This is a genomic window from Pseudomonas sp. H3_E07, from assembly GCF_054668895.1.
The window spans coordinates 1,031,294-1,055,983 of sequence record NZ_CP162795.1 but is presented as its reverse complement, the minus strand read 5'-3'; the positions used below and the strand labels follow the sequence as shown (position 1 = coordinate 1,055,983).

The window sequence follows — 24,690 nt, the reverse complement described above, 5'->3', positions numbered from 1 at the left end:
CGTGCCAGCTCCCACATTGGTCTCTGTGCTTGCCTTGGGGATTGGTTTAGATCCCGATATTGCCCAAGGTGATCATGATATTGCGCAAGGTCCCGGAAATCACCGGGTGCTCAGCATCGAACTCGATGGCCGCTTGATTCACATCGTCGGAAATACTGGGGGTTTGCGTAGCCGGTTCCAATTCGAGTTGTAATTCGAACTTGGCAATCAAGGCTTCCAATGCATCACGTTTTTCTTCCGACAGCGGCGGTTCCTGTTCCAACTGCCCGCGCAGGATCTCGACCTGTTCTTCCAGTTTTTTGCGATCAGGCATGACGTGTTTCCTTTATATCGATAGGCACTGGCATAGACCGCGGCACGCCGAGAAAGGTCTACGGGCTGACCTTTAGATTAATCCACTGGCGTCGACTGTGCATGATCCGTGTCAGGGCTTTTCGCCTTTGAGCTGGCGCAGGCTGATATCGGCGAGGCATGTGCCGAGTTCGCCCAAGTGATCGATTACCGAGTGCACGCCCAGCCCGTAAAGGGCAACGGTGGCCTTGCCGCGCTTATGTTCGCGTTCCTGTTCGCTCAGCGCCTGCCATTGTTCGGGCGCCATGCCGCACAATGAGCCGCAGGAGGCCAGGCCGATGGTCCACAGCCCGGCATTGAGCCCTGATTGCAACAGGCGCGGTTCGCCACTGACCAATACGCAGCCTTCCAGGCGTTCGATGTTCAGTTCCATCAAGGCTTGCCAGCAGGCGTGGGGCGCGGGCCAGCGAATGGAGGAGGGCGACGTCGCCTTGAGCCAGTCGGGCAGTCCGGCGGCGAGTGGGGTAGTGATGGAGGGGGGAGTTCATCCAGCCAGGCGCAGGGTACGCCTTGCTCCTTGAGGGCTCGCAGGATTTTCAGCGCGCCCGGTGTGGCTTGGGAGTCCGGGGAGGGCGAGTCGGTGCGCGCCCGGGAACCGAAGTCCACCAGGCAGCCACTCAGGCCAAACAGGACGGCAGTCAAAGTGGGAGCGCTGGCGATGGCTATCTCGGCGTGAGGCATGTCGACATCCCTGAAATAGCGCCAACGCTATCGAGCCGGGATGACAAGTCGATGACAGGATTGTTAATTGTAGGAATTTTGTCCATTTTAGGTCTGACGATTCCTAGTTGCTGCCCAATTGGCGACTTCCGTCATATACTGACGGCCTTATTCAGGGCATAGCGCCCATGACAGACCATTCAAGGAGCAAAAGCTATGCGCTGGAGCCACTATTTCGCTCAGTTGTCGGTGTGTGCCACTGTCTTACTGGCGCCTTTCGCCGCACAGGCTGCATCGGAAGACGATCCATGGGAAAGCGTCAACCGCCCGATCTTTACCTTTAACGACACCGTTGATACCTATGCGCTCAAGCCATTGGCCCAGGGCTATCAGTTCGTGACCCCGCAGTTCGTGCAGGATGGCATTCACAACTTCTTCCGCAACATTGGCGATGTGGGCAACCTGGCCAACAACGTGCTGCAACTCAAGCCGCATAATGCCGGTGTCGACACCGCCCGTTTGCTGGTCAACACCACCTTCGGCGTGCTGGGCTTCATCGATGTCGGCACCAAAATGGGGCTGCAACGCAGCGACGAAGACTTCGGCCAGACCCTCGGCTACTGGGGTGTCGGCAGCGGTCCGTACGTGATGCTGCCACTGTTGGGCCCAAGCACCTTGCGTGACGCGCCGTCCAAGTACGTGGACAGCTACACCCAACCGTACCGCTACATGAACGATATCGGCTGGCGCAACAGCACCTTTGGCCTGAACATCGTCGACACCCGTGCCAGCCTGCTCGACAGCGAGAAGCTGATCACTGGTGACAAGTACACCTTCATTCGTAACGCTTACCTGCAGAACCGTGAGTTCAAGGTCAAGGACGGCAAGGTCGTTGACGACTTTTAAGCTGTGACGTTTTGAAATGAAAAAGGCGACCCACTTGGGTCGCCTTTTTTGTGCGCGGTTTCAGCGCATTTTCAGGATCTTGAGGCCCAGGTGCTGGTCTTCGCCTGTGGCCCTGGTCCACACCACCTGGGTATCGGCCTCCAGGCCTTTCAGTGCCGCGTGCTCCGAATCGATGCGCACGGTCAACAGGTCGCCTACATTGAACTGGCGTGGCGCCTGCACCTGCATGCCGGAGCTGGACAGGTCCACGCACACCCCGGCGATCTCTTGTCCTGCGTGGATCAGCGACACATCGGCATCCACGCGCATGCGGATGAAATCGCGTTTTTCGGCGTAGTCGCGCTCGTGTTCGCTCATGGGCTTCATCCTTACTTTGTGTTGTGGTCGTGCCTGTTCTTATAACTCCCGGTGATTTGCGGTGTAAAGACGCTCGGCGACCATCGGCATGAGCTTGAAACCCCTGACGGATGGGAGTACCGTCTGCGCCTTAGAAGGGCACCTCTGCTTTACCGTTGTGCATGGGGAAAATCCCAATGCTTTGTAGGACAGAGAGGCTAGAAAGCGAATCCAGTACGTGCGCCCGACCCTTGTCGCGCCACCTACGCCAACCTAATTCTGGCGCCGTTTGCCCACATGCAAAAAACCAGTGCCACGCTGCTGATAATCGATGACGACGAAGTAGTGCGCGCGAGCCTCGCGGCCTATTTGGAAGACAGTGGCTTCAGCGTCCTGCAGGCCGGTAATGGCCAACAGGGTCTCCAGGTATTCGAGCGCGACCAGCCCGACCTTGTGATCTGCGACCTGCGCATGCCCCAGATGGGCGGCCTGGAGCTGATTCGCCAGGTGACTGAGCTCGCCCCGCAGACGCCGGTGATTGTCGTGTCGGGCGCCGGGGTGATGAACGATGCTGTCGAAGCCTTGCGCCTGGGTGCCGCCGATTATCTGATCAAACCCCTGGAAGACCTGGCGGTGCTGGAGCACTCGGTGCGCCGTGCCCTGGATCGTGCGCGCCTGTTGGTGGAAAACCAGCGCTACCGCGAAAAGCTCGAAACCGCCAACCGCGAACTCGAAGCCAGCCTCAACCTGCTCCAGGAAGACCAGAATGCCGGTCGCCAGGTGCAAATGAACATGCTGCCGGTCAGCCCCTGGACCATCGACGACTTCCAGTTTGCCCACCAGATCATCCCGTCACTGTACTTGTCGGGTGATTTTGTCGATTACTTCCGTGTGGATGAGCGACGTGTGGCGTTCTACCTGGCCGACGTCTCCGGCCATGGCGCTTCCTCTGCTTTTGTCACCGTGTTGTTGAAGTTCATGACCACGCGGTTGTTGTTCGAATCCAAGCGCAATGGCACCTTGCCGGAGTTCACGCCCTCCGAGGTACTGGGCCACATCAACCGGGGCCTGATCAGCTGCAAGCTGGGCAAGCACGTGACGATGGTCGGCGGCGTGATTGATGAAGAAACCGGTCTTTTGACCTACAGCATTGGCGGTCACCTGCCGATGCCGGTTTTATACACTCCAGACAGTGTGCGTTACCTGGAAGGGCGTGGTCTGCCGGTAGGCTTGTTCAACGAAGCCACCTACGAAGACCACATCCTGGAATTGCCGCCGACGTTCAGCCTCACGCTGATGTCAGACGGCATCCTGGACCTTCTTCCAGAGCCTACACTCAAAGAGAAAGAAGCCGCCTTGCCCCAAAAGGTCAAGTCGGCGGGCGGCAGCCTGGATGGCCTGCGGCAGGTTTTTGGATTGGCCACGCTAGGGGAGATGCCGGATGATATCGCCCTATTGGTGTTGAGCAGGAATCTTTGATGAGTACCGGAAGAATCCAATTCGCCGAGCAAGACGGGACGTTTGTCCTGAAGTTTGTCGGCGAAGTGCGCCTGACCTTGTGTTCGGCGCTGGATGCGACGATTGAGCGGATCTTCACAGCGCTGAACTTCTCGGCGATCGTGATCGATCTGACCGAAACCCGCAGCATCGATAGCACCACTCTTGGCCTGCTGGCCAAGTTGTCCATTCTGTCTCGGCAGAAGGTCGGCCTGTTGCCGACTGTGGTCACCACCCACGAAGACATCACCCGTCTATTGCAGTCGATGGGCTTTGACCAGGTGTTCAACATCGTTGACCGCCCAATTCCCTGCCCGGAATGCCTCACCGACCTGCCGTCGCAAGACCAGTCCGAAGAGATCGTACGGGTCAAGGTGCTGGAAGCGCACAAGATCCTCATGGGCCTCAACGAGTCCAACCGCGAAGCCTTCCACGACCTCGTCAACGCCCTCGAGCGCCACTGATCCTCAATTGAAATGTGATCAAAATGGGGGAGGGGGCTTGCCCCCGATTGCGGTATGTCAGTCATAAATATGCTGACTGACCCACCGCCATCGGGAGCAAGTCGAATCGTCGCACCGCCCCTCCCACATTGGATTTGTGACTGGCTTGAAATTGGCAGCACAAAAAAGGGCGACACCCGCCAAGGTGCCGCCCTTTTTGCTGCTATCTGCCCTTACAGCTTGGCCGACAGCAGCGCCTCCAGCTTCTCCTGGTCCCGAGCAAACTGACGAATACCTTCCGCCAGCTTCTCAGTCGCCATCGCGTCCTCGTTGGACTCCCAACGGAACTGCGCTTCAGTCAGATGCACGCGGGCTTCACCGGCATGGCCTGGCGACAACTTGCGCTCCAGCTTGCCTTCATCCGCCGCCAGCTTCTCCAGCAAGTCCGGGCTGATGGTCAGGCGATCACACCCAGCCAGCTCTTCGATCTGGCTCAGGTTGCGGAAGCTCGCGCCCATCACCACGGTCTTGTAGCCGTTGGCCTTGTAGTAGTTGTAGATGCGCGTCACCGACTGCACGCCCGGGTCTTCAGCACCGGTGTAGTCGTTGCCGTTGGCCTTTTTGTACCAATCGTAGATTCGACCCACGAACGGCGAGATCAGGAACACGCCAGCCTCTGCACAGGCCACGGCCTGGGCGAAGGAGAACAACAGCGTCAGGTTGGTCTGGATGCCTTCTTTTTCCAGCTGCTCGGCGGCGCGGATGCCTTCCCAGGTGGAGGCGATCTTGATCAGTACGCGGTCGCGGCCAACGCCGGCTTTGTCGTACAGGTCGATCAGACGGTGCGCGCGCTTGAGTACGGCGTCAGTGTCGAACGACAGGCGGGCATCCACTTCAGTGGAAATACGGCCCGGCACCACTTTGAGGATCTCTTGACCTACCGCCACCGCAAAGCGGTCGCTGGCCAGGCCCACATCACCGTTGCAGTCCTTTACGCACTCATCCAGCAGCTTGGCATAGCCTGGGATCGAAGCGGCCTTGAGCAGCAGGGAAGGGTTAGTGGTGGCATCTTGCGGCTTGAGCTTGGCGAGGGTAGAAAAATCGCCGGTATCGGCTACGACGGTGGTGAATTGCTTGAGTTGTTCCAGCTTGGAAGTCATGGGCGTGCTCTGTCCTGTGGGTCTGATGACATTACCCGAGCGCCGGCAGGCGCTCAAGGGCGCAAATGCGTTCGATCGTTTGCGAGGGCAACAACCTGAAAACAGCCGTTTGAATCACCGGCCGTGGTGCTAGATAGGAGGCCAAAATCACCATCGGGTTCAACCTAACTTCCACCCGATCCACTCGGTCGACCTGTGGAAGCTGGCTTGCCTGCGATAACGGCCCACAGCCACCCCGGTCTTCCTGATGGACACACGTCTACATGTGGGAGCGGGCTTGCTCGCGAATGCGGCCTGTCAGCCCCCCCCCAATAAACCAACGTACACCCACGCCATCACCGCCCCTCCAACAACGCCCCGGCCTGATCCAGCAACGCCAACGGATCGCTTGCCTTATGAATATCCACCGACAATAACTGCCTGAACTTGCGCGCCCCCGGGAAACCGGTGCCCAGCCCCAGGATATGCCGAGTGATATGGTGCATCGACCCACCCGAAGCCAAATGCTCCGCAATATAAGGCCGCAACTGCACCAACGCCTCTGCGCGACTGATCACCGGCGCCTCACTGCCAAACAACTGCTGATCCACTTCTGCCAGCAAATAGGGATTGTGATAAGCCTCCCGGCCCAGCATCACCCCATCAAACACCTGCAAATGCTCGTGACACTGCTCCAATGTCTTGATCCCACCGTTGAGCACAATCTCCAGCTCTGGAAAGTCCCGCTTCAACTGAGCCGCCACGTCATACCGCAACGGCGGAATGTCGCGGTTCTCCTTCGGCGACAACCCCTCCAGAATCGCAATCCGCGCATGCACGGTGAAACTGGTGCAGCCTGCGTCCTTCACCGTCCCGACGAAATCACACAACTGCGCATAACTGTCCCGCCCATTGATCCCGATGCGATGTTTCACCGTCACCGGAATCGACACCGCATCGCGCATCGCCTTCACACACTCCGCCACCAACGCCGGATGCGCCATCAGGATCGCGCCGATCATGTTGTTCTGCACCCGATCGCTGGGGCAGCCGACGTTCAGGTTCACTTCATCGTAGCCAGCGGCCTCGGCCATGCGCGCGCAAGCGGCCAAATCGGCGGGGACACTGCCGCCCAGTTGCAGTGCAAGCGGGTGCTCGGCTTCGTTGTGGCGCAGGAAACGGTCATGGTCGCCATGGAGGATCGCGCCGGTGGTGACCATCTCGGTGTAGAGCAGGGCGTGCTTGGAGAGCAGGCGCAGGAAGAACCGGCAGTGGCGGTCGGTCCAGTCCATCATAGGTGCAACGCTAAAGCGCCGAGACAGTGCGGGGCTTGATTCTGCTGGGCTAAAGCTCTGTTTATCTAGCATTTTACTCAACGTGTTCTTGGCGAGTTTTAGGGCGTTTTCAGGCGTTTTTAGGCTCGGTGGTACGATGTACCACCTCAAAACTGACGCGTACCACCTTCAAAATGGCAACTATCAGGGCAAGAAAACTGGCGGATGGGACTGTGAGCTACACGGCTCAAATCCGCATCAAACGCGACGGAGTGCAAGTCTACCAAGAGAGCCAGACCTTCGCCCGTAAACAGGCTGCCCAGGCGTGGACGCGCAAGCGCGAATCGGAGCTGGACCAGCCAGGTGCGATCGAGCGGGCCAGCCGGTAGGGCGTCACCGTCAAAGACATGATCGACCAGTACCTGTTGGAAGTGGGAAAGGCCAGGCCGTTGGGCAAAACCAAGAAGGCCACGCTTGAAGCCATCGGCAAGATGGACATCGGCCAACTGAACGATATCGACGTCACCACCCAATGCCTGGTCGACTTTGCACTCTTCCGAATGAGCCGCGAGGGTGGCGGCGTTCAGCCACAAACTGCTGGCAACGACCTGACGCACCTCGGCGCCGTTCTGGCGATCGCCAAAGATGCTTGGGGTTACCAGGTCGATCCGCTCGCCATGGGCGGCGCCCGCCGAGTACTGCGCAAGCTGGGCTACAACCTAAAAAGCCGCGAGCGTGAAGCGGCGGGAGAGGGGAGCGGTTTGTAGGGGTATTGGGGTGTCTGAGCCAGCGAGGCGAATGGGGCGCAGTTTATCAGGGATGGGTCTAGGGTGTGGGAGAGGCTTGTGCGCTTCTCACCACCTCGCGTTGCACATTGCTACGTGTGGAATGTGCCGGATCGGAGGGAGGCCAGTACGTTAGATATCGTGGTCTGACCCAGATATCCCCCCGATATCCCCCGTTTGCCAGTCTGGATATGCATAAATGCATATTTTTTGTTGCGGTCTTTGCTGTGTATGCATACAGTGTGTGTGCGGCATGATGAAGAGTGCAGCAGACGGGGATTTTTGTTCGTTGAGCTTCTCAGAAACAGAGAGCTTCAGAGCCGAAGCCGTTCATCAGAGGGTAGTAAGGTGATGGGGTAATCAGCCGTTCACTTTACTGAAATATGAGAGCTATCGTACTGAATATAGCGAAAAGGAAATTCACTATGCCTATGATTGGCGACACGCTTTATCTTCCAGAAATTAAAATCAACGATATTAATAAATATGAACCACAGACATTCGGAGGCGAAGGTGGTGACAGTGATTTCTCACATAGTCACACTGGACAGCTAATTAACGTTGCAACGCGTACTTATATACTTAGCACATACCCCCCCATTATTTCCCAAAATGTTAAGGATCAAGAGGCGAGCTTTGCAACGAATCTTCAGTTGATGCCCGAATCTATTGCAAAAAGCATTACTGCAATAGAACAAAATGACGGCGGTCCCGCGGGCGAAGTCGAGAAAATCGAACAGCATATTCGTTCGGTAGATACGCTAATCACTCAAAAATCACAGGCTGCTGCTGCTCAAAAAGCGATTGCTGATAAGTACTACTATGGAGATTTCTTTCGTTTCCCGACTATGCAATTTATTAAAGATGCAATCAGCGGGAGCAAGACAAACTACCCTCCAGATAAAAATTATAAAGAATGGTACACCTCACTTGAGGCTGCGTATGCTGCAAAATATATCAATCGGGAGATCGATTATTTAAATGTCCTGAAGCAGAATCTTCAAGCACAGGCTAACCAAGCACGTGCAGACGCTGAGGCCAAACGTTTTGCCGATGAGGCGGCAGCAGCTGAGGCTGCTAGGGTAGCTGCTGAAGCCGCAGCACTTAAAGCAGCTCACACGTTCAGGCTTCCCGCAGCCGGTGCTATGCAACTGAGTACGGCTGCAGGCTCTATTGCCGTCACGGCAGGTTCAGGCGTTACGTTGGAGGCGGCGATTCAAGCGGCTAAGGTAGCGCTGAGTACAGTTGTGAGTGCGGCCACGGCAGTCGGTATTGGAGCTTTGACGTATTCAGAGTCCCTTGGCAACGGGGAGCTGCCCGCGACAATGCTGGATCTGCCCGCTAAGGAACTGGCGCCTAGCCTGCCTGATAATCTTCTCGAGGTAGCGGCGGCTGGTGGGACGGTTGATGTGCTATATCGGCTTTATGGTGATCAATCGAAGTATTCGGTAGTGGCCACCCAGGTCACTGGTGGACTAGCCCCAACTGTTCCGGTAAGGGCATTGGTGCTTGATCCTGTGGCCAACGCCTATACGTTTACTACAACCGATACACCGCCGATCACCCTGACATTTCCAATTGCGGCACCAGGTGATAGTTCAACAGCGACCCCAGCGCAACCAGTGGAAAATCCGGTATACACCGGCATCACGCTGACGCCAATTGAGGTCAAAGCTGAGCCGTTTCCGATTGCCAAGCAGTTGTCCATCCGAGATGGTATCTACGTGTACCCCGCAGATTCGGGTTTGCCGCCGATTTATGCGGTATTTAGTAGTCCGTACGAAGGCGCTACCACCAAAGGTGAACACAGCGGACGGATGTACAATCCTGATAAAGCCGGAGGGCCAACCCTAGATCTTGATTGGACAACGGCAACGGTGACTCAGGAAGGTATTGATCTGGTTAAGTTGCATACGTCACGATTCGATCCATCAGACGCTAATATAATTATGCTTGACCGACTTGAGAAAATTTTGAGTGGTCAGATATCTATTACTGATATTGATAAACGTTTTTACACACATGAAATTCGAGAGCTCGAGCGGTATAGGGCATTGGGCGTCGCAGATGGTGGGAAACCGAATGATGATACCATCTGGAATAGTGCCCATACTGCTACCTTGGAGGACTATAAGCTAAAAGACGGATTTAACTTATTTTACACGCCAGAAGCGATAGAAGCTGACGACGCGCAAGTAGAGAGGGAAGAAAAATGAGTGTTATTACTAAAATAGTGCAATCGGAAACGCCCGAAGATGTCATTCTTTTCGCAACTCGGAGTGAAAGTGGCATCTCATACCCAAGATTAGATGGGCTGTACAGTCGAAACGGCTGGATCAATATTGGCAATAATCTTGAGCTTATGAAATTGGTTCACAATATGGCGCTAGAGGGATTAGTTTTATATAAAGACTTAACCCTGACAAAAGGGCCAAACTGGAGAAGCCCTACATTCTTGACTGAGAATAAATACACTTTTGATTAATATATAGGCCTGCAGAAGAAAACCCAGCTCAAGCTGGGTTTTCTTTTGCCTGGACATTGAAGAATTATTCCTCTCCGTATGCTGGATACTATTGATGCTTGTGCTTTTTAGGCATGCTCAAATGGGTCATGGGCATGAGATTTTATTTTCGTATTACAAGGATCTGAGTGCCTTTTCAAGAGGCGTCACGACAAATGTCTAAAACCCAATGGACAAAACAGGACTACCGGGGTAATTGCAAATAGCGTGAGTCCGCCACAATGGAATGCGAACCAGCTCCATCGGATGCAAGCCTACCTGTCATCAATCTGAGCCGGGGAGTTTGATTGGTTGCAGTAAATATGAGCTAGAAATGCTGCTGAATGCCAGCCCGCGTGTTCCAAACGCGAGCCGCTACATTTAGGTTCACGCGCGCGCACTCACCCACAGAGCGTCAGATGTTGACGTTTGCAGGGGATGTTGGGATTGGAGCGACAGGCATTGACAATAAGCACCGTGACGCGACCATTCGGATGTGGTTTTGTCGGCCAGGCGAGAGCTATCTCAGGAGGTGAGTGGTGCGAAACTGGTACGGGGTTTTTTTATGGTGCGCTACAGGTCAAGTGTTACAAGGCCTGTAGAATTAGGAGTTCCAATCCATCATGGTGGCGATGGAGAAGCGGCTGGAGAGGACTTGCGATGGAGCTATGGCGGAAGGCATTGGAATCTTGGATGGAGAATACGAGGGTGGGCAGTTTATCAGAAATGGGTCGGACGGGGCTGGGTGTTGATCCTGCGGCGCGAGACCTAAAATTTTAAAAAAATCTGTCCCTTTACTACTGACCGTTAACACTCCGACGTAAATTATCTATGTAATTTAACGACTCTCTTAATTAGCTAGATACAAAGCTACGAAAATAATTTAGTCCTAGAGCTTTTTAATTATCAGCTTTTTAACTGCTCTCTTATGCTAGTCCATAGTTCTTCCAACAAGACTCTATATGTTTCGTCTTTCTCTGGAACTGGATGAATCAAGAGATCTCTGAGGGTTGCTTCGTACAGCCATTTACCATCCAAGGTGAGTCCTTGGAGAAGCTTCTCGCTGATGGATTTTTTATTTTCTCCTAGCAGATGGGCACAATAAGCTTGGTTTCCAAGTGGTACTGAGATATCTGATACTTCTGCGATAGCTTCATCAAAAAGATTTGCTGCTTGTTTTAAAGCATCCTTTCGGAAGTGCAAATCAGCCCATTTCGCTTTTGCTTGGCAAAGGAGAGCAAATGCCTTGGCGTTCTTTAATTTTCCTATTTCGTCTTTGATTTCTGAATCGTCCCATTCTCCAAATTGAGCAATAGTATGATCGAAAATTTGATTTGCTTCATTTGTTCGGTCTGCGGAAGATAAAAGACCAATTTTACGACTTCTTACAGTAATTAGATGCTTCACAATTTCTTGGGTGTCAGCATCATCAAAGCGCGAAAGAAAATATTCGCATAATTCAAATGCTTGATTGTCTAAGTTTTTAATTGATAGACCAATAATCTTGTTGGTGAGTGCGTGAGCCATGTATTCGCTATGTGAAAGTATTTCATTTTTTTCAAGTCGGGAAATAATTATATCAAGCAAAGCGTCTGCTTCGTCGAAACGCCCTAATAGTCCCAAACACCCGGCTTTTCCGTTTAACGCTTCAGCGACCGATGATTTCATATCCTCACCTTCTTTGCCATCGAATCGTTTGATGAACTCATCATAAATACCAATGGCTTGCTCATAGCGTTTGAGCTCTGTCATCGCTGCACCTGCGTTAGACATAGCCTGTGATACTTGTTGCGGGGTGGCGGACTTTACATCAGCCGCGTCGCGCCAAAAACGAGCCGCCCGTTCCGTTTCGCCCTTGCGGTAGGCATCAAATGCGCGGTTGTTCCAATCTCTGAACGTATAAGTTGATTCTGGTTTGTTTGTTGCTGCAGTTGCCGCCTCTGCAAGCGCACTGGCAGCAGTTTCGGAAATTTTAGCTTTAGATATATCTTGCCCGCTAACGGACAATTGTATCTCTTTAATCGCTAAATCCGCGCCGTCTTGGACTCGCTGAATGTGTAAGTTAAATCCAACCTCTGCTTGGTTTTCTAGGGCTTGTAATTTTTCTTGAAGCGCGTCTAATCGAGTTTGTAACTCGTCGGCGTGCACGCCAAACCATTCGTTGGCTGTAACTTTAGCCTCTTTTCGAGCTTCCTTCTGGGCTTCTGTCTGTGCCTCGCTGCGCGCTTTGCGCGAGACTGAGAAATAACCAGCTAGACCTGCTAATGGAAGTATTATACCGAGTGCTGTAAGCAAGATTCCCAACAGGCTCAGGCTTTGATCTATATGTGAGTTTTGGGTGTCTAAGCGTTTATCTTGAATGTCTAAGCGAGAAGACAGAGCCTGAATGTCTTTTTGTAGAATATCGCGCGTATTTTCTAAGCGAATTTGAGCGAGCTCTTTATAAGAGGTAAAGGCTAACTCCTCCTTTTTTACAGCAGCACTGTAGCTAATCGAGGGGGCATACCCTAAAACAATAAGTATGATTATACGAACTGTTGCTCCCACCGCTCCCTGGTTAGATACCGTCAACGCCTCGTACTCCCATAATTTTTGAGAAGCATATCATCACGGCGGTGGTGAATCTCATTAAACCTTGGGTGATGGTACAAAAGTGGTACGAAGAAATTCGACCCACGATAGAGCTGGCGTCCTCCAAGGCTCTGACAAAAAAGTCGTTCAATCCATCATGAGAGCGACGGAGAAGCGGCGGGAGAGAGTGGCGGTTTGTAGGGGCATTTGGGGTCTGAGTCAACGAGGCGAATGTCGCGCAGTTTATCAGGGATGCATCTTGGCTGTCCGAGAGCACTGTTTCGCGCATTCAACACTTCGAACGGGAACGGTAGCCGCTTGTGGATTTTCGAGCCCGATATAGTTTGCTTCGTCTTCCAGATGCTTGAGTGCGCTTTCAAGCCACTCAACTCGCATGCCGACGCCAGCTCTGAACGCGCCTAGTTGCCATATGGTCATCGGTGGCGAATTTGCCTAGCTCGGCTTCTTTCACTGCCAACTCGATCTGAGCTGTCGGCGTTTTTTCGTGCTCGATGTCGTCGTGCAGAACCTGCATCGCCAGGTCACTCAGAGTCTGGCCGTTGGTTTTGACCAGGTCGGCAAGACCCCAAGGCGGCAACCTGAACCCGCGCTGTCCCCCTGCAAAGTTTCATAATTCCCTGCGCCGTTGAGGACTACGCTCCTGCTTAAGAGAGGACCTCCGCGCCTCCCGTCCACAGGGAACTGAAAACATGATTTCCAACCTCGTCAAAGTCGCGATGATTGCTGGCACGTTGCTGTTGGCCGCTTGTTCGTCGGGCTCATCAGGCTTGAACAGCGATCCGTGCTTTTCAGGCGGATGCCAGGCGTTTGGGGACCACAGCCCCAGCAAGGCCGCCAAGATGAATTTTGGCGGCAGCGGGCTGGGGAGTAGTTATGGGGAGTATGGGGCGGGGTTGTTGCATGATGATTGATGGGGGCGGGCAGTCATTATTTATTGACTGGCCCACCGCTATCGCGGGCAAGCCCGCTTCCACATCAGAGTGCCCACATTAGGGCTGTGGTGGTCTGGGAAGTGTCACTGCCCGCCTTTCATGCGACGGGCTATCAGGTAGATGCCCAGGCCAACCAGCGCTGTCGCGGCGCCGATGTAGCCGGTGCTGGTCCAGCCGTATCCGGCCGTAATCGCCATGCCGCCGAACCATGGCCCCAGCGCGTTCGCCAGGTTGAACGCCGCGTGGTTGGACGCTGCCGCCAGGCTCGGGGCTTCGTGGGCAATATCCATCAGGCGGATTTGCAGCGGTGCGGCCAGGGCCACCATGGTGCCGACCAGACCCATGCTCAGCAGCACGCCCCACAGCGACGATGCGGCGAAGGGGAAGAACAGCAGCACGGCCATGGACCACACCAGGATCAAGCCCACTGCACGGAACTGCATGCGATCGAACAGTTTGCCACCGGCGATGTTGCCGATGATGCCGCCCACGCCAAACGCCGCCAGGCCGAAGGGAATCCACTGCGGCGACACTTTGGTCACTTCCAGCATCGTCGGCGCCAGGTAGCTGAACACGCAGAACATCCCGGCAAACCCAATCGCACCAATCGACAAGGCCATCCACACTTGAGGCTTGGTGAAAGCGCGCATCTCCTTGCGCGGGTCGCTGCGTTGTTCGTCGTGGCGATGGGGCACGTACTGCCAGACGAGCGCGATGGTGCACAGGGCAATCACGCTGACCAGCGCAAATGCCGAGCGCCAGCCAAGGTGCTGGCCAAGGAAGGTGGCGATGGGGTTGCCGAGCAGCATGGCCAGGGTCAAGCCCATCATTACGCGGGCCACGGCGCCGGCGCGTTTGTCGTTGGGTACCATGCTGGACGCGACGACGGCAGCGATGCCGAAGTAGGCGCCGTGGGGCAGGCCGCTGATGAAGCGAAAGGCCACCAGCGAACCGAAGGTCGGGGTGAACGCAGTGGCCAGGTTGCCGAGGGCGTACAGGCCCATCAGCAACAGCAGCATGTGTTTACGCAGCAGCTTGGCACCGAGGATGGCCAGCAGCGGGGCACCAACCATGACGCCCAGGGCGTAGGCGCTGATGGCGTGGCCGACCTGGGGTTCGCTCAAACCCAGGTTTTGGGCGATGTCGGGCATCAACCCCATGATGGCAAATTCGCCAGTACCGATCGCGAAGGCGCCCACGGCCATGGCCGCTTCCATTTTGGCGGCGCTGCGCGCGGGCAGCACGTGCCCGGGTGTTTGCTGGATAGTCATGGGTAACTCTATTGGGATGGATTGCACGAAGGAGAGCCGCCGATGCTACGCAAGCAGCGGCAAAGGTGTCTAGAACAGCCTTTTGCGTGAGAGTTCCGGGCCTGTGACCTCAGGTCGCGCCTGCCACGCTTGACATCGACGGGTTAAAACCCGCGATTTAGAGCTGTCAATTGGCCAAACAGCGCATAACGGCCTTTTGCCGTGATATTCTGCGCGCCGTCTTGGTCTAGTCTTTCTCTGGTGCGTACATCCGTATACGTCCCAGCGATTGGCTCTCGCCCAGGTAGCTGAAGCCAATAATGATAAGAAGTCAGCGCAGAAGGGACATAAACAGTGAGGTCGATACGTCGGCCTTGTGTGCCCACCCTGCGGCTCTCTCGTGAATGTGCAAACCCCGCGGTGCGTTGCCTGGCGCAGCGTGATAGAGGGTTGCCCATGATCAGGGGCGGTAGGGCGGATGGCGTTTTATCATAGGTGCTACTGATGTTTAAAAAAGTAAACACTGCCCTGCTGGGGCTGGCTTTGTCGCTGGGGATCAGCTCCGTTCACGCGGAAGAGGCAAAGAAAGTCGATGTGCTGCTGATCGGCGGCGGCATTATGAGTGCGACCCTGGGTGTATGGCTCAATGAGCTGGAGCCGGGTTGGTCGATGGAAATGGTCGAGCGCCTCGACGGCGTCGCCGAAGAAAGCTCCAACGGCTGGAACAACGCCGGTACCGGTCACTCGGCCCTGGCTGAGCTGAACTACACCCCTGAAGACAAGAACGGCAACGTTGAGATCCCGAAAGCGGTCGAGATCAACGAAGCGTTCCAGATCTCCCGTCAGTTCTGGGCCTGGCAGGTCCGTCAGGGCGTGCTGAAGGACCCGCGTTCGTTCATCAACACCACACCGCACATGAGTTTTGTGTGGGGCGATGACAACATCAAGTTCCTGAAAAAACGCTACGAAGCCCTGAAAGCCAGCCCGCTGTTCGCCGGCATGCAGTACTCCGAAGACCCGGCGCAGATCGCCAAGTGGGTTCCGCTGATGATGGAAGGGCGTGACCCGAACCAGAAAATCGCGGCCACCTGGAGCCCGCTGGGTACCGACATGAACTTCGGCGAGATCACCCGCCAGTTCGTCGCTCACCTGCAAACCACCCCTAAGTTCGACCTGAAACTGTCGAGCGAAGTGCAGGACATCACCAAGAACGCCGACGGTTCGTGGCGTGTGAGCTACAAAAACCTGAAAGATGGCACCAAGACCGAGACCGACGCCAAGTTTGTGTTCATCGGCGCGGGCGGCGGTGCACTGCACTTGCTGCAAAAGTCGGGCATTCCTGAAGCCAAGGAATACGCTGGCTTCCCGGTAGGCGGCTCGTTCCTGGTGACCGATAACCCAACCGTGGCCGAGCAACACCTGGCCAAGGCCTACGGTAAAGCTTCGGTTGGCGCACCGCCGATGTCGGTTCCGCACCTGGACACCCGTGTCCTGGATGGCAAGCGCGTGATCCTGTTTGGCCCATTCGCCACCTTCTCGACCAAGTTCTTGAAAGAAGGCTCGTACCTGGACCTGCTGACCAGCACCACCACCCACAACATCTGGCCAATGACCAAAGTCGGTATTCGCGAATACCCACTGGTCGAGTACCTCGCCGGCCAACTGATGCTGTCGGACGACGACCGCTTCAAGGCGCTGCAAGAGTACTTCCCGAACGCCAAGCAATCCGACTGGCGCCTGTGGCAAGCCGGTCAGCGCGTGCAGATCATCAAGCGTGACGAAGAGCAGGGCGGCGTGCTGAAACTCGGCACCGAAGTCGTCAGCTCCGTCGACAACACCATTGCCGGCCTGTTGGGCGCATCGCCAGGCGCGTCCACCGCGGCTCCGATCATGCTGACCGTGCTGCAGAAAGTGTTCAAGGACAAGGTGGCGACCCCTGAGTGGCAGACCAAGCTGCACCAGATCGTACCGAGCTACGGCACCAAGCTGAACGACAGCCCTGAAGCGGTCGCCAAGGAATGGGCCTACACCGCCGAGATCCTGCAACTGCCTACACCGCCTGTGATTCCGCAAGTGGCTGCACCAAAGGCCACCGAGGCTGCCAAGCCTGCGGCTGAGCCGAGCAAGCCGGCGTCTGACCTGGCGCTGTAAGCCAAGCCTGATGTTAAAAAGCCCGCTGACCGGTAACGGTCAGCGGGCTTTTTTAGGCGTGCCGTTCAGACCTTGAAATGCCTGACTTGCTCGTGCAAGTGCAACGCCAGCGCATTACCGGTATCGCACAGCAGGTACAGATGCTGCGCCGGCAGAGGCGGCAGCTCTGTCATGTGCATCAGCCCTTCGCCCATACGGCTTTCTTCCATCAGGCCCACCGCCACGCCACTGCGCACGCAGGCTTCGACCGCTGATGAGTTGGGGCTTTCCAGCAGCACACGGTGGAAAATCCCATGGTCTTTCAACGCCTGCAAGGCCGCCGCACGATACGGGCAGCCGACGACAGGCACGGTGATCGGCAGCGCCGCGTTCGGCGGATAACTGAAATGCTCGGCCGCCACCCACAGCGGCTGAACCGGCCCCAGGCGCTCGCCCTGTGCCAGTGGTTGGGCACTGACGGTGATAGCTAGGTCGAGCTGGTTGGCCATAAACAAATTCAACAGTTCACCGCTGGTACGCGCTTCGACTTCCAGCTCCAGCAACGGGTTGTCAGCGATCAACTGCGGCAGCAAATCCTGCATAAACGCCGGTGCGTAGGTGTCGGGAATGCCCAAGCGAATTTTTCCCTGCATGCGCTGTGGCATCAGCGAGATCAGCAGGCGGTCATGACTCTTGAGGAATTCGGTGGTTTCGACCAGCAGTTTCCTGCCGTACAGGGTCAGCTCAACGCCTTGATTGCTACGGCTGAACAGGCGTTGGCCGACCTGATCCTCCAACTTTTGTATCTGTGTCGTCACGGTGGAGGCACTGCGGTGCACATGCTCGGCTGCTTCGTTGAACCGCCCAAAGCGCGCCACGGCATGGAACGTTCGCAACAGGTCGATATTCAGTTGTTTGGCCATGATTCCACTATTGCGAATTGATAGTGCAGTTTATTCAAATATACAGAAGCATGTGCTGCCCTTAGCCTTTCAGTCAACTTGGACTGACGGGCAGGCTTCATGACGCGACCAACCTTAAAGCGGCTGTTGTTGCAGGTGGCATTTGTACTTTCATGGAGCTCTGGCTATATCGGCGCCAAACTGGGTACGCAAGGCGGCGGTGCCTTCAATCTGCTGTTCTGGCGCTTCCTGCTGGTCTCGCTGTGCCTGGGGCTGTTATTGAACGTCAGGTTACTGAAGGTTTCTTGGGTGCAGGTTCGCCATTACGCCGTCATCGGATTTCTCTCGCAGTTCCTGTACCTGAGTTGCCTCTACGTCGCGATCCAGAATGGTTTGTCTCCCGGCATCGCTGCAATCATCGCGGCGACGCAACCGTTAATGACGGCGGCGCTGTCGAGTGGCAGCGCGGCTGAACGCAGTGGCGGCTGGCAGTGGACGGGGCTGATGATCAGCTTCGTAGGCGTATCCATCGTGATCGCTGGGCAGTACGGCGGTGGTGGGGAGGGCGTCGGCCTGGTCATGTACCTGTTGCCCCTGGCCGCCGCGTTGGGGCTGACGCTGGCTACCCTGTATGAGCGCCGCACCGTTCAACGCCAGGACGCAGGCTTGGTGCTGCCGCTGTTCATCCAGTCGTTGCTGACCTTGATCGGTTTTACCGGCGCCGTGCTCTACACCGATACGCTAAGTATTCCCCACGACCCTGACGTGTTGATCTCAATTGTCTGGCTCACCCTGTTCTCCACCTTCGTCGCCTATTTGAGCCTGTGGATGCTGCTGCGCGTGATGACCGCGACCCAGGTGGCGGCGCTGGTCTACCTGGAACCGCCGGTCACCCTGGTATGGGCGGCGCTGATGTTTGGCGACGTGATCCAGGTCTCGACCTACGCCGGCATTGCCGTGGTCGTCGGCGGGCTGTTGTTGATACGCCGCAAGCGACCGACCGTCGCCTGCGCCTCTTGAGGACTGCGGGTTCAGCAAGCTGACAGACATCACCTGTTAAAAATACTCAGGGCCGAGCAGGAGCGAGGTTGAAACAAGGGGGCATTTTTTAACGGTGCAGGTAGTGGGCGTCAACGCCCGAGGGTTTTTTATGTTGCTACGTTATGCAGCATTGGTAGCCATGGTCGTCGCGGCATCCGGGTGTGTGCAAGAGCGCGTCGTGCACGAGCGCAGGCCGGTGCAACGTGAGTATGTCGAAGTCGTCGCGCCGCAACCGCCGCCAGTGCAAGTGATCGAAGTCGAGCCGCCGGTGCGCTACGGCTATATATGGTCGCGCGGTTACTGGCGTTGGGAAGGCGGACGCTATGTCGCGGTGCATGGCCACTGGGAGCCGGTGCGCGAGGGGTACCGCTACGTGCATCCGCATTGGGTGCAGCGTAATGATGGGTATCACTGGCAGGGTGGGGGCTGGGTTCGCTGAGTCAGGCTAAATCGGCTTTTGGGTGCCCAGGAGCCGAACCTCCCGCAGCAGTGCAGCACCGAGTTGATCGCTGCCCAGTTCCTGGTAGCCCACTATCCTGGTCGCGCCGTTCTCTTCAGCCTGGATGATGATCACCGGCGTTTCCTTGCCGGTGGCCTCGTCTACGTGCAGGGCGTACTGCGGGACATCCACGTTGATCGGTGTTCCCGCCGGTTTGCCTTGCACATTGATCAGGAACGCCGCGCAGCCGCTGTCGATATCTGCACTTGTGGCGGCGCGCCCGCTGACGAAGCAGGTTTTGGGCAAGTCGGGCCAGGCGATGGTGTCGGCCAGGGTGAGGGTTGGCGCCAGGGCCATGGCGGCGAGAAGCAGCGTGCGCACGTTGGTCGTTCTCTTGATCGGAGTAGAGGCGTTTTTTACCAAAGCCCGGAACTCCCCGCAACGCGGAGGCTTCAGGCGAGGCGTTTCATGCCCGTTCCCTTGGCCGCGTCGAGGTCAAAGGTGACGGTGTACTCACAGCCTGCCGCATGGGCGCAGCGTTCGATCAGGTAGTCGGCGAAATCGGCTTTACCGGCCGTGAATCGGCGCAGCGCCTGCCAGATGATTTCGGCATGCTCAACGGTCAGCTCACGGGTACGCAGCAGCGTTTCCAGCACCGTCACCACGTCGCTTTTGGTCGATTGATAGCAGCTTTGCAGTACCCAGACCAACTCCACCACGGACACCAGGCTGACGAAGCCCGGTGAAACGGTGGTCAGCGATTCGATCAAGGCAGAGGCCTTGGGTGATTGCACGGGGTCATCCTGGGTGACGTAACGCACCAGCACATTGGTATCGAGCCCAATCATCCGGCCTTGGCTCCCTGCGCGGCGATGGCGCGGTTCATGTCTGCGATCGATACGGCCTGTGCGGGCTTGCGGATAAGCCCCTTGAGATCCTGGACGGTTCTGCTCGCGGCAATAATGGAAAACGTGCCGTCTTCCGTTTCGACAAATTCAACCCGGTCGCCCGTTTCCAGGCCAAGTGCGGTGCGCACTTTTACAGGGATGGTGATTTGCCCTTTTGAGGTCAGTGTGGCAGTCGACATCGTGAAGATCTCCATCGTGATATTCCTTACCCTAAGGTAAGGATTTATGAAGGGCAAGATCCGTTGGTCCATAGGTCGCTCGCTGGTGTGAGTAGGTGGGAACAGGTAAAACCCTAGCTCGAACGTTGCACGCTCACACGCCCGCCTCAGGCCCAAAGAGATACAAGCTATGACCGACCGCCATCTGATCATTCCTGCCACCATGCAACCCATTGTCGAGCGCGCCGGCTACGTGCCAGCGGTAAAGGTTGGCAACACTCTTTACTGCGCGGGCCAGGTCGGCCGCACTCCGCAACTGGCCGTGATCGAAGATCCCGAGGCGCAATTCATCGCCGCCTGGGGAAACCTGCGGGAAGTATTGGAGGAGGGTGGTTGCCGCTTCGAAGACGTGGTGGACATGACGACCTACCACGTCAACATGAGCCAGCACATGGCAGTTTTCCGTGACGTGAAAAACCGCCTGTTCCCACGCGGGCATTGCGCCTGGACCACCATCGGGGTGTCCGAACTGGCACACCCCGGTCTGCTGGTGGAAATCAAATGCGTGGCGGTGCAGCGCTAGCTTATTGAACCACTCGATAACATGGCACATACGCCGCGCCGCCTGGCAGCTTCATGCGGTGCTGGGCGACAAACGCCTGTAGCAGCTCGTCCAGCGGTTTCATGATGGCCGGGTCACCGTGGATTTCGTAAGGACCGTTCTGCTCGATCAGGCGGATGCCTTTGTCCTTTACGTTACCGGCCACGATCCCGGAGAACGCACGGCGCAAGTTGGCGGCGAGTTCGTGGGGCGGCAATGCGTGGCTCAGTTGCAGGCTCGCCATGTTCTCGTGGGTCGGGTCGAACGGGCGCTGGAAGCCTTCGTCGATCTTCAGTAGCCAGTTGAAGTGGAACGCGTCGTTGCGCTCGCGGCGGAACTGCTTCACGGCCTTGAGGCCGACGGTCATCTGGCGCGCCACTTCGGCCGGGTCATCGATGATGATCTGGTAGTGCGCTTGCGCCGCTTCGCCCAGGGTGGCACCGACGAATGCGTGCAACTGTTGCAGGTACGGCGCGGCATGTTTCGGCCCGGTGAGGATGACCGGGAAGGGCAGGTCGCGGTTGTCCGGGTGCATCAGGATGCCCAGTAGGTACAGGAACTCTTCGGCCGTGCCCGCACCGCCCGGGAAGATGATGATGCCGTGGCCGACGCGAACGAAGGCTTCCAGGCGTTTTTCGATGTCCGGCAGGATCACCAGCTCATTGACGATCGGGTTCGGCGCTTCGGCGGCGATGATGCCCGGCTCGGTCAGGCCAAGGTAGCGCCCGCCGGTAATGCGTTGCTTGGCGTGGGAAATGGTCGCGCCTTTCATAGGACCTTTCATCACGCCGGGGCCGCAGCCCGTGCACACGTCGAGGCTGCGCAGGCCCAGTTCGTGGCCGACTTTCTTGGTGTATTTGTATTCTTCGGTATTGATCGAGTGCCCGCCCCAGCACACCACGATTTTCGGCTCGACACCGGGGCGTAGCGTACGGGCGTTGCGCAGCAGGTGGAACACATAGTCTGTGATGCCCTGGGAGTTGCTCAGGTCGATGCGCTGGCTGTCCAACTCGTTTTCGGTGTAGACGATGTCACGCAGGGCGCTGAACAGCATTTCGCGGGTGCTGGCGATCATTTCGCCATCGACGAAGGCATCGGCGGGGGCGTTCAGCAATTCCAGGCGCACGCCACGGTCCTGTTGATGAATGCGCACTTCGAAGTCTTTGTAGGCGTCGAGAATGGTCTTGGCGTTGTCGATGTGCGCGCCGGTGTTGAGGATCGCCAGGGCGCACTGGCGGAATAGGGTGTAGATGCTGCCGGTACCGGCTTCGCTCAGTTGCTGGACTTCACGTTGGGACAGGGTTTCGAGGCTGCCTTTGGGGCTGACGGACGCATTGATGACTTGACGTTGGGGCATTCTGATTCCTTGAAAGCGCAGCCACCGCACCCACGAGGGGCCGCGATGGCTTGAGAATGATGGGCGCCGAATTCGGTCGCTCGAGACGGATATTTACCTCAGGCGCAAGGCAGAGCGCAAACACCGTCCAACACCATCATGCCGCAGAACTTACTGAATCAGCTTCCAGTTTTTGTAGAAAACCCGACGCAGGGTAAAGGCCATGCCGGCAAACCCCGCGATCACGGCGTTGAGAACCTGGGGCACCGGTGTCGGTCGCACGATATCGATAAACAGGCAGTAACGCTTGGCATCATTTTTGTTGAAAGAGGCGTGCATCAGGGTGTCATCGAAAATAAACAGCGGGTCGTCGTGCCAGTAATGCTTGTGCCTGCCCACCTGGATGTAGACGCCCTCGTGATGGGGCGCCGGTGCCATGTTGTAGAGCACGCGGAACATCATGCGCAGGGGGCCGAAATGAAATGAGGTGGAGCGGTTTTCATTGAATACCGACACGCCAATGGTTTTCACGAACGGTAGTTTTCTGCGCAGTCTCGGAATGTCGAGGGTGGTCTCGATGGGTTGGCCATACCACTGGAAAAACAACATGCCGCGCTTCTTCTCGGCCATGCGTTCGTCCAGGTAACCAATGATTTCGTCCTTGTGGGCCATGGCGTCTTCGATCACCTGTTGCAGCTCTTCACGCCAGGCTGGCGGTAGGTCGGCCATGGTGTAAACGTGTCGGTTACGCGAGCTCAACAGGTCGAACAGGGTATTGAACGGCGCCAGCAGCCAGGTGTTGCGGCCGCTGCCGATAAAATATTTCTTGATGGTGGGCGCGTCGTACAGGCCATTGCGCAGGAAGTCGTAAATACCGCAGATCACCACCAGCCCGAGAAATACCAATGTGGTTTCGGGGAACATATCAATAATCAGCAGGACGCCGAGTACCCAGGCGACCGATGCCGCTTTTTTACGCAAAGCAGGCTTGTTCATGACACTCAGCTCCAGCAGGACGCCATTCGACAGGTCCGGATCCGTGGCCGCGAGTGGTGGGGTTTTGAAACATATTGAAACAACTGCGTCATGATAAGGCGTTCGGCGCTGGAGAGGCGTTTTAAATATTGCAAAATTGTGAAGGCTCTACACAGTTTTTAACGCTGGCTGCGTTGAGCGGATTGGATTTTGTAAACAGAAGATTTGCGACTATCGTGACGCTTCGGTTTTTTGGACGTCATAGACCGGTACGATTGAAGTTGAATGGCCACCACTGGCCTTCGGCACCTTGGAAGAGGCAGAAATTTTATGATCATCAAACCGCGGGTTCGTGGCTTCATCTGTGTGACCGCTCACCCTGTTGGCTGTGAAGCGAACGTCAAAGAGCAGATCGACTACGTCACTCAGCACGGCGTCATCGAAGGCGGCCCGAAAAAGGTCCTGGTCCTCGGTGCATCCACCGGTTACGGCCTGGCCGCGCGCATCAGCGCTGCGTTTGGCTGCGGCGCCGATACCCTGGGCGTGTTTTTTGAGAAAGAAGGCGAAGAAGGCAAGCTGAGTTCCGCCGGCTGGTACAACAGCGCCGCATTCGAGAAATTTGCAGTCGAGAAAGGCCTTTACGCCAAGAGCATCAACGGCGACGCGTTCTCTGACGAGATCAAGCGCCTGACCATCGAAACCATCAAGAAAGACCTGGGCAAGATCGACCTGGTCGTCTACAGCCTGGCCGCGCCACGCCGTACCGACCCGCAAGGCGTGGTGCACAATTCCACCCTTAAGCCGATCGGCAAGGCTGTGACCCTGCGTGGTATCAACACCGACAAGGGCGTTGTGGTCGACACCACCCTGGAGCCTGCAACCCAGGAAGAAATCGACGGCACCGTCAAAGTGATGGGCGGCGAAGATTGGCAGCTGTGGATCGACGCCCTGCGTGACGCCGACGTGCTGGCCGAAGGCGCCAAGACCACCGCGTTCACCTACCTTGGCGAGAAGCTGACCCAGGACATCTACTGGAACGGCTCCATCGGCGAAGCCAAGAAAGACCTCGACAAGAAAGTCCTGACCCTGCGCGACAACCTCGCTGCACTCAAGGGCGATGCCCGTGTATCGGTGCTCAAGGCCGTGGTCACCCAGGCCAGCTCGGCCATCCCGATCATGCCGCTGTACCTGTCTCTGCTGTTCAAAGTGATGAAAGAGCAGGGCACCCACGAAGGTTGCATCGAGCAGGTCTACGGCCTGTTCAAGGACAGCCTGTACGGCAGCCAGCCGAAACTCGACGCCGACGGCCGCCTGCGTGCCGACCTGGCCGAGCTGGAACCGAAGGTCCAGGACGCCGTGGCAGCCCTGTGGAACCAGGTCACCGACGACAACGTCAACGAGATCAGCGATTTTGCCGGCTACAAGGCTGAATTCCTGCGCTTGTTCGGTTTTGAAATCGATGGCGTGGACTACGATGCTGACGTGAACCCGACCGTGAAGATCAACGGTCTCATCTCGGCATAATCGCTGGG

General features: G+C 56.5%; 24 protein-coding genes and 2 pseudogenes. 12 read left to right on the top strand and 14 right to left on the bottom strand.

What is annotated here, in order from left to right:
* Positions 1-46 precede the first annotated feature (46 nt).
* Together AB4O08_RS04785 and AB4O08_RS04780 are read right to left on the bottom strand one after the other, a co-directional pair.
* Entirely contained in the window at positions 47-313 is a 267-nt protein-coding gene (locus AB4O08_RS04785) for a DUF4404 family protein (protein WP_010212034.1), read from the bottom strand.
* A gap of 111 nt (positions 314-424) precedes the next feature.
* Positions 425-1,032, bottom strand: a pseudogene (locus AB4O08_RS04780) (HAD family phosphatase).
* A 195-nt stretch (positions 1,033-1,227) separates the two neighbouring features.
* Here AB4O08_RS04780 and AB4O08_RS04775 point away from each other — a divergent pair.
* The gene (locus AB4O08_RS04775; protein WP_010212030.1) at positions 1,228-1,917 is read left to right on the top strand and encodes an MlaA family lipoprotein; all 690 of its coding nucleotides are present in this window, start codon (positions 1,228-1,230) and stop codon (positions 1,915-1,917) included.
* A gap of 60 nt (positions 1,918-1,977) precedes the next feature.
* Here AB4O08_RS04775 and AB4O08_RS04770 read toward each other — a convergent pair whose 3' ends face one another.
* Entirely contained in the window at positions 1,978-2,274 is a 297-nt protein-coding gene (locus tag AB4O08_RS04770) for a PilZ domain-containing protein (protein ID WP_010212028.1), read from the bottom strand.
* A 276-nt stretch (positions 2,275-2,550) separates the two neighbouring features.
* Here AB4O08_RS04770 and rssB point away from each other — a divergent pair, with 276 nt between their 5' ends.
* Both rssB and rssC read left to right on the top strand, forming a co-directional pair.
* Positions 2,551-3,732 carry a two-component system response regulator RssB gene (rssB, locus tag AB4O08_RS04765; RefSeq protein ID WP_010212027.1) on the top strand — a complete coding sequence of 394 codons (1,182 nt, stop codon included), beginning with the start codon at positions 2,551-2,553 and terminating at the stop codon, positions 3,730-3,732.
* On the top strand, positions 3,732-4,214 hold the full coding sequence (rssC, locus tag AB4O08_RS04760; RefSeq protein ID WP_010212025.1) for an anti-sigma factor antagonist RssC: 483 nt from the start codon (positions 3,732-3,734) through the stop codon (positions 4,212-4,214). The genes rssB and rssC overlap by 1 nt, the downstream gene beginning before the upstream one ends.
* 212 nt (positions 4,215-4,426) lie before the next feature.
* On the opposite strand, the gene tal is transcribed toward rssC, so the two are convergent.
* Together tal and dusA are read right to left on the bottom strand one after the other, a co-directional pair.
* A complete protein-coding gene (gene tal, locus AB4O08_RS04755; RefSeq protein ID WP_010212023.1) occupies positions 4,427-5,353 on the bottom strand; it encodes a transaldolase in 927 nt (308 codons plus the stop codon).
* 335 nt (positions 5,354-5,688) lie between these two features.
* Complete coding sequence (dusA, locus tag AB4O08_RS04750) at positions 5,689-6,699, bottom strand: tRNA dihydrouridine(20/20a) synthase DusA (protein WP_021490980.1); 1,011 nt, start codon at positions 6,697-6,699, stop codon at positions 5,689-5,691.
* Positions 6,700-6,800: 101 nt separating this feature from the next.
* Here dusA and AB4O08_RS04745 point away from each other — a divergent pair.
* The 3 genes and pseudogenes from AB4O08_RS04745 to AB4O08_RS04735 all read left to right on the top strand — a co-directional run.
* Positions 6,801-7,346 (top strand): annotated as a pseudogene (locus AB4O08_RS04745) (site-specific integrase); the annotation flags it as partial.
* Between the two features lie 701 nt (positions 7,347-8,047).
* On the top strand, positions 8,048-9,607 hold the full coding sequence (locus AB4O08_RS04740; RefSeq protein WP_080662758.1) for an S-type pyocin domain-containing protein: 1,560 nt from the start codon (positions 8,048-8,050) through the stop codon (positions 9,605-9,607).
* A complete protein-coding gene (locus tag AB4O08_RS04735; protein ID WP_080662756.1) occupies positions 9,604-9,876 on the top strand; it encodes a hypothetical protein in 273 nt (90 codons plus the stop codon). Before AB4O08_RS04740 ends, AB4O08_RS04735 begins: the two co-directional genes overlap by 4 nt.
* 924 nt (positions 9,877-10,800) lie before the next feature.
* On the opposite strand, the gene AB4O08_RS04730 is transcribed toward AB4O08_RS04735, so the two are convergent.
* Complete coding sequence (locus tag AB4O08_RS04730) at positions 10,801-12,465, bottom strand: tetratricopeptide repeat protein (protein WP_021490977.1); 1,665 nt, start codon at positions 12,463-12,465, stop codon at positions 10,801-10,803.
* Between the two features lie 385 nt (positions 12,466-12,850).
* Positions 12,851-13,063, bottom strand: a complete 213-nt coding sequence (locus AB4O08_RS04725) for a CopG family transcriptional regulator (protein ID WP_233094869.1) — start codon at positions 13,061-13,063, stop codon at positions 12,851-12,853.
* Between the two features lie 112 nt (positions 13,064-13,175).
* Between AB4O08_RS04725 and AB4O08_RS04720 the strand changes: the two genes are divergently transcribed.
* Positions 13,176-13,397, top strand: a complete 222-nt coding sequence (locus AB4O08_RS04720) for a hypothetical protein (RefSeq protein ID WP_047541536.1) — start codon at positions 13,176-13,178, stop codon at positions 13,395-13,397.
* A 104-nt stretch (positions 13,398-13,501) separates the two neighbouring features.
* Here the strand turns inward: AB4O08_RS04720 and AB4O08_RS04715 are convergent, their stop codons facing one another.
* Positions 13,502-14,689, bottom strand: coding sequence for an MFS transporter (locus AB4O08_RS04715; protein WP_021490974.1), 1,188 nt, complete (start codon positions 14,687-14,689; stop codon positions 13,502-13,504).
* 483 nt (positions 14,690-15,172) lie between these two features.
* On the opposite strand from AB4O08_RS04715, the gene mqo reads away from it, so the two are divergent.
* A complete protein-coding gene (gene mqo, locus AB4O08_RS04710; RefSeq protein WP_460114730.1) occupies positions 15,173-16,819 on the top strand; it encodes a malate dehydrogenase (quinone) in 1,647 nt (548 codons plus the stop codon).
* Between the two features lie 65 nt (positions 16,820-16,884).
* Here the strand turns inward: mqo and AB4O08_RS04705 are convergent, their stop codons facing one another.
* Entirely contained in the window at positions 16,885-17,721 is an 837-nt protein-coding gene (locus AB4O08_RS04705) for a LysR family transcriptional regulator (RefSeq protein WP_010212009.1), read from the bottom strand.
* A gap of 99 nt (positions 17,722-17,820) precedes the next feature.
* Between AB4O08_RS04705 and AB4O08_RS04700 the strand changes: the two genes are divergently transcribed.
* Both AB4O08_RS04700 and AB4O08_RS04695 read left to right on the top strand, forming a co-directional pair.
* On the top strand, positions 17,821-18,720 hold the full coding sequence (locus AB4O08_RS04700) for a DMT family transporter (protein WP_010212007.1): 900 nt from the start codon (positions 17,821-17,823) through the stop codon (positions 18,718-18,720).
* Between the two features lie 130 nt (positions 18,721-18,850).
* On the top strand, positions 18,851-19,180 hold the full coding sequence (locus AB4O08_RS04695; protein ID WP_010212005.1) for a YXWGXW repeat-containing protein: 330 nt from the start codon (positions 18,851-18,853) through the stop codon (positions 19,178-19,180).
* Between the two features lie 6 nt (positions 19,181-19,186).
* Here AB4O08_RS04695 and AB4O08_RS04690 read toward each other — a convergent pair whose 3' ends face one another.
* From AB4O08_RS04690 to AB4O08_RS04680, 3 genes are all read right to left on the bottom strand, one after another.
* A complete protein-coding gene (locus tag AB4O08_RS04690; RefSeq protein WP_460114729.1) occupies positions 19,187-19,561 on the bottom strand; it encodes a hypothetical protein in 375 nt (124 codons plus the stop codon).
* A 71-nt stretch (positions 19,562-19,632) separates the two neighbouring features.
* The gene (locus tag AB4O08_RS04685; protein WP_460114728.1) at positions 19,633-20,028 is read right to left on the bottom strand and encodes a PIN domain-containing protein; all 396 of its coding nucleotides are present in this window, start codon (positions 20,026-20,028) and stop codon (positions 19,633-19,635) included.
* Complete coding sequence (locus AB4O08_RS04680) at positions 20,025-20,282, bottom strand: AbrB/MazE/SpoVT family DNA-binding domain-containing protein (protein WP_021490968.1); 258 nt, start codon at positions 20,280-20,282, stop codon at positions 20,025-20,027. Before AB4O08_RS04680 ends, AB4O08_RS04685 begins: the two co-directional genes overlap by 4 nt.
* Before the next feature lie 154 nt (positions 20,283-20,436).
* Here AB4O08_RS04680 and AB4O08_RS04675 point away from each other — a divergent pair, with 154 nt between their 5' ends.
* Positions 20,437-20,829 (top strand): RidA family protein, encoded by a 393-nt coding sequence (locus AB4O08_RS04675; RefSeq protein ID WP_047541540.1) that lies wholly within the window; start codon positions 20,437-20,439, stop codon positions 20,827-20,829.
* Between the two features lies 1 nt (position 20,830).
* Here the strand turns inward: AB4O08_RS04675 and ppnN are convergent, their stop codons facing one another.
* Positions 20,831-22,204 carry a nucleotide 5'-monophosphate nucleosidase PpnN gene (gene ppnN / locus AB4O08_RS04670; protein ID WP_010212000.1) on the bottom strand — a complete coding sequence of 458 codons (1,374 nt, stop codon included), beginning with the start codon at positions 22,202-22,204 and terminating at the stop codon, positions 20,831-20,833.
* Between the two features lie 150 nt (positions 22,205-22,354).
* Positions 22,355-23,179 (bottom strand): aspartyl/asparaginyl beta-hydroxylase domain-containing protein, encoded by an 825-nt coding sequence (locus AB4O08_RS04665; protein WP_010211999.1) that lies wholly within the window; start codon positions 23,177-23,179, stop codon positions 22,355-22,357.
* A 309-nt stretch (positions 23,180-23,488) separates the two neighbouring features.
* Here AB4O08_RS04665 and fabV point away from each other — a divergent pair, with 309 nt between their 5' ends.
* A complete protein-coding gene (fabV, locus tag AB4O08_RS04660) occupies positions 23,489-24,682 on the top strand; it encodes an enoyl-ACP reductase FabV (RefSeq protein ID WP_010211998.1) in 1,194 nt (397 codons plus the stop codon).
* The last annotated feature ends 8 nt before the right edge of the window (positions 24,683-24,690 follow it).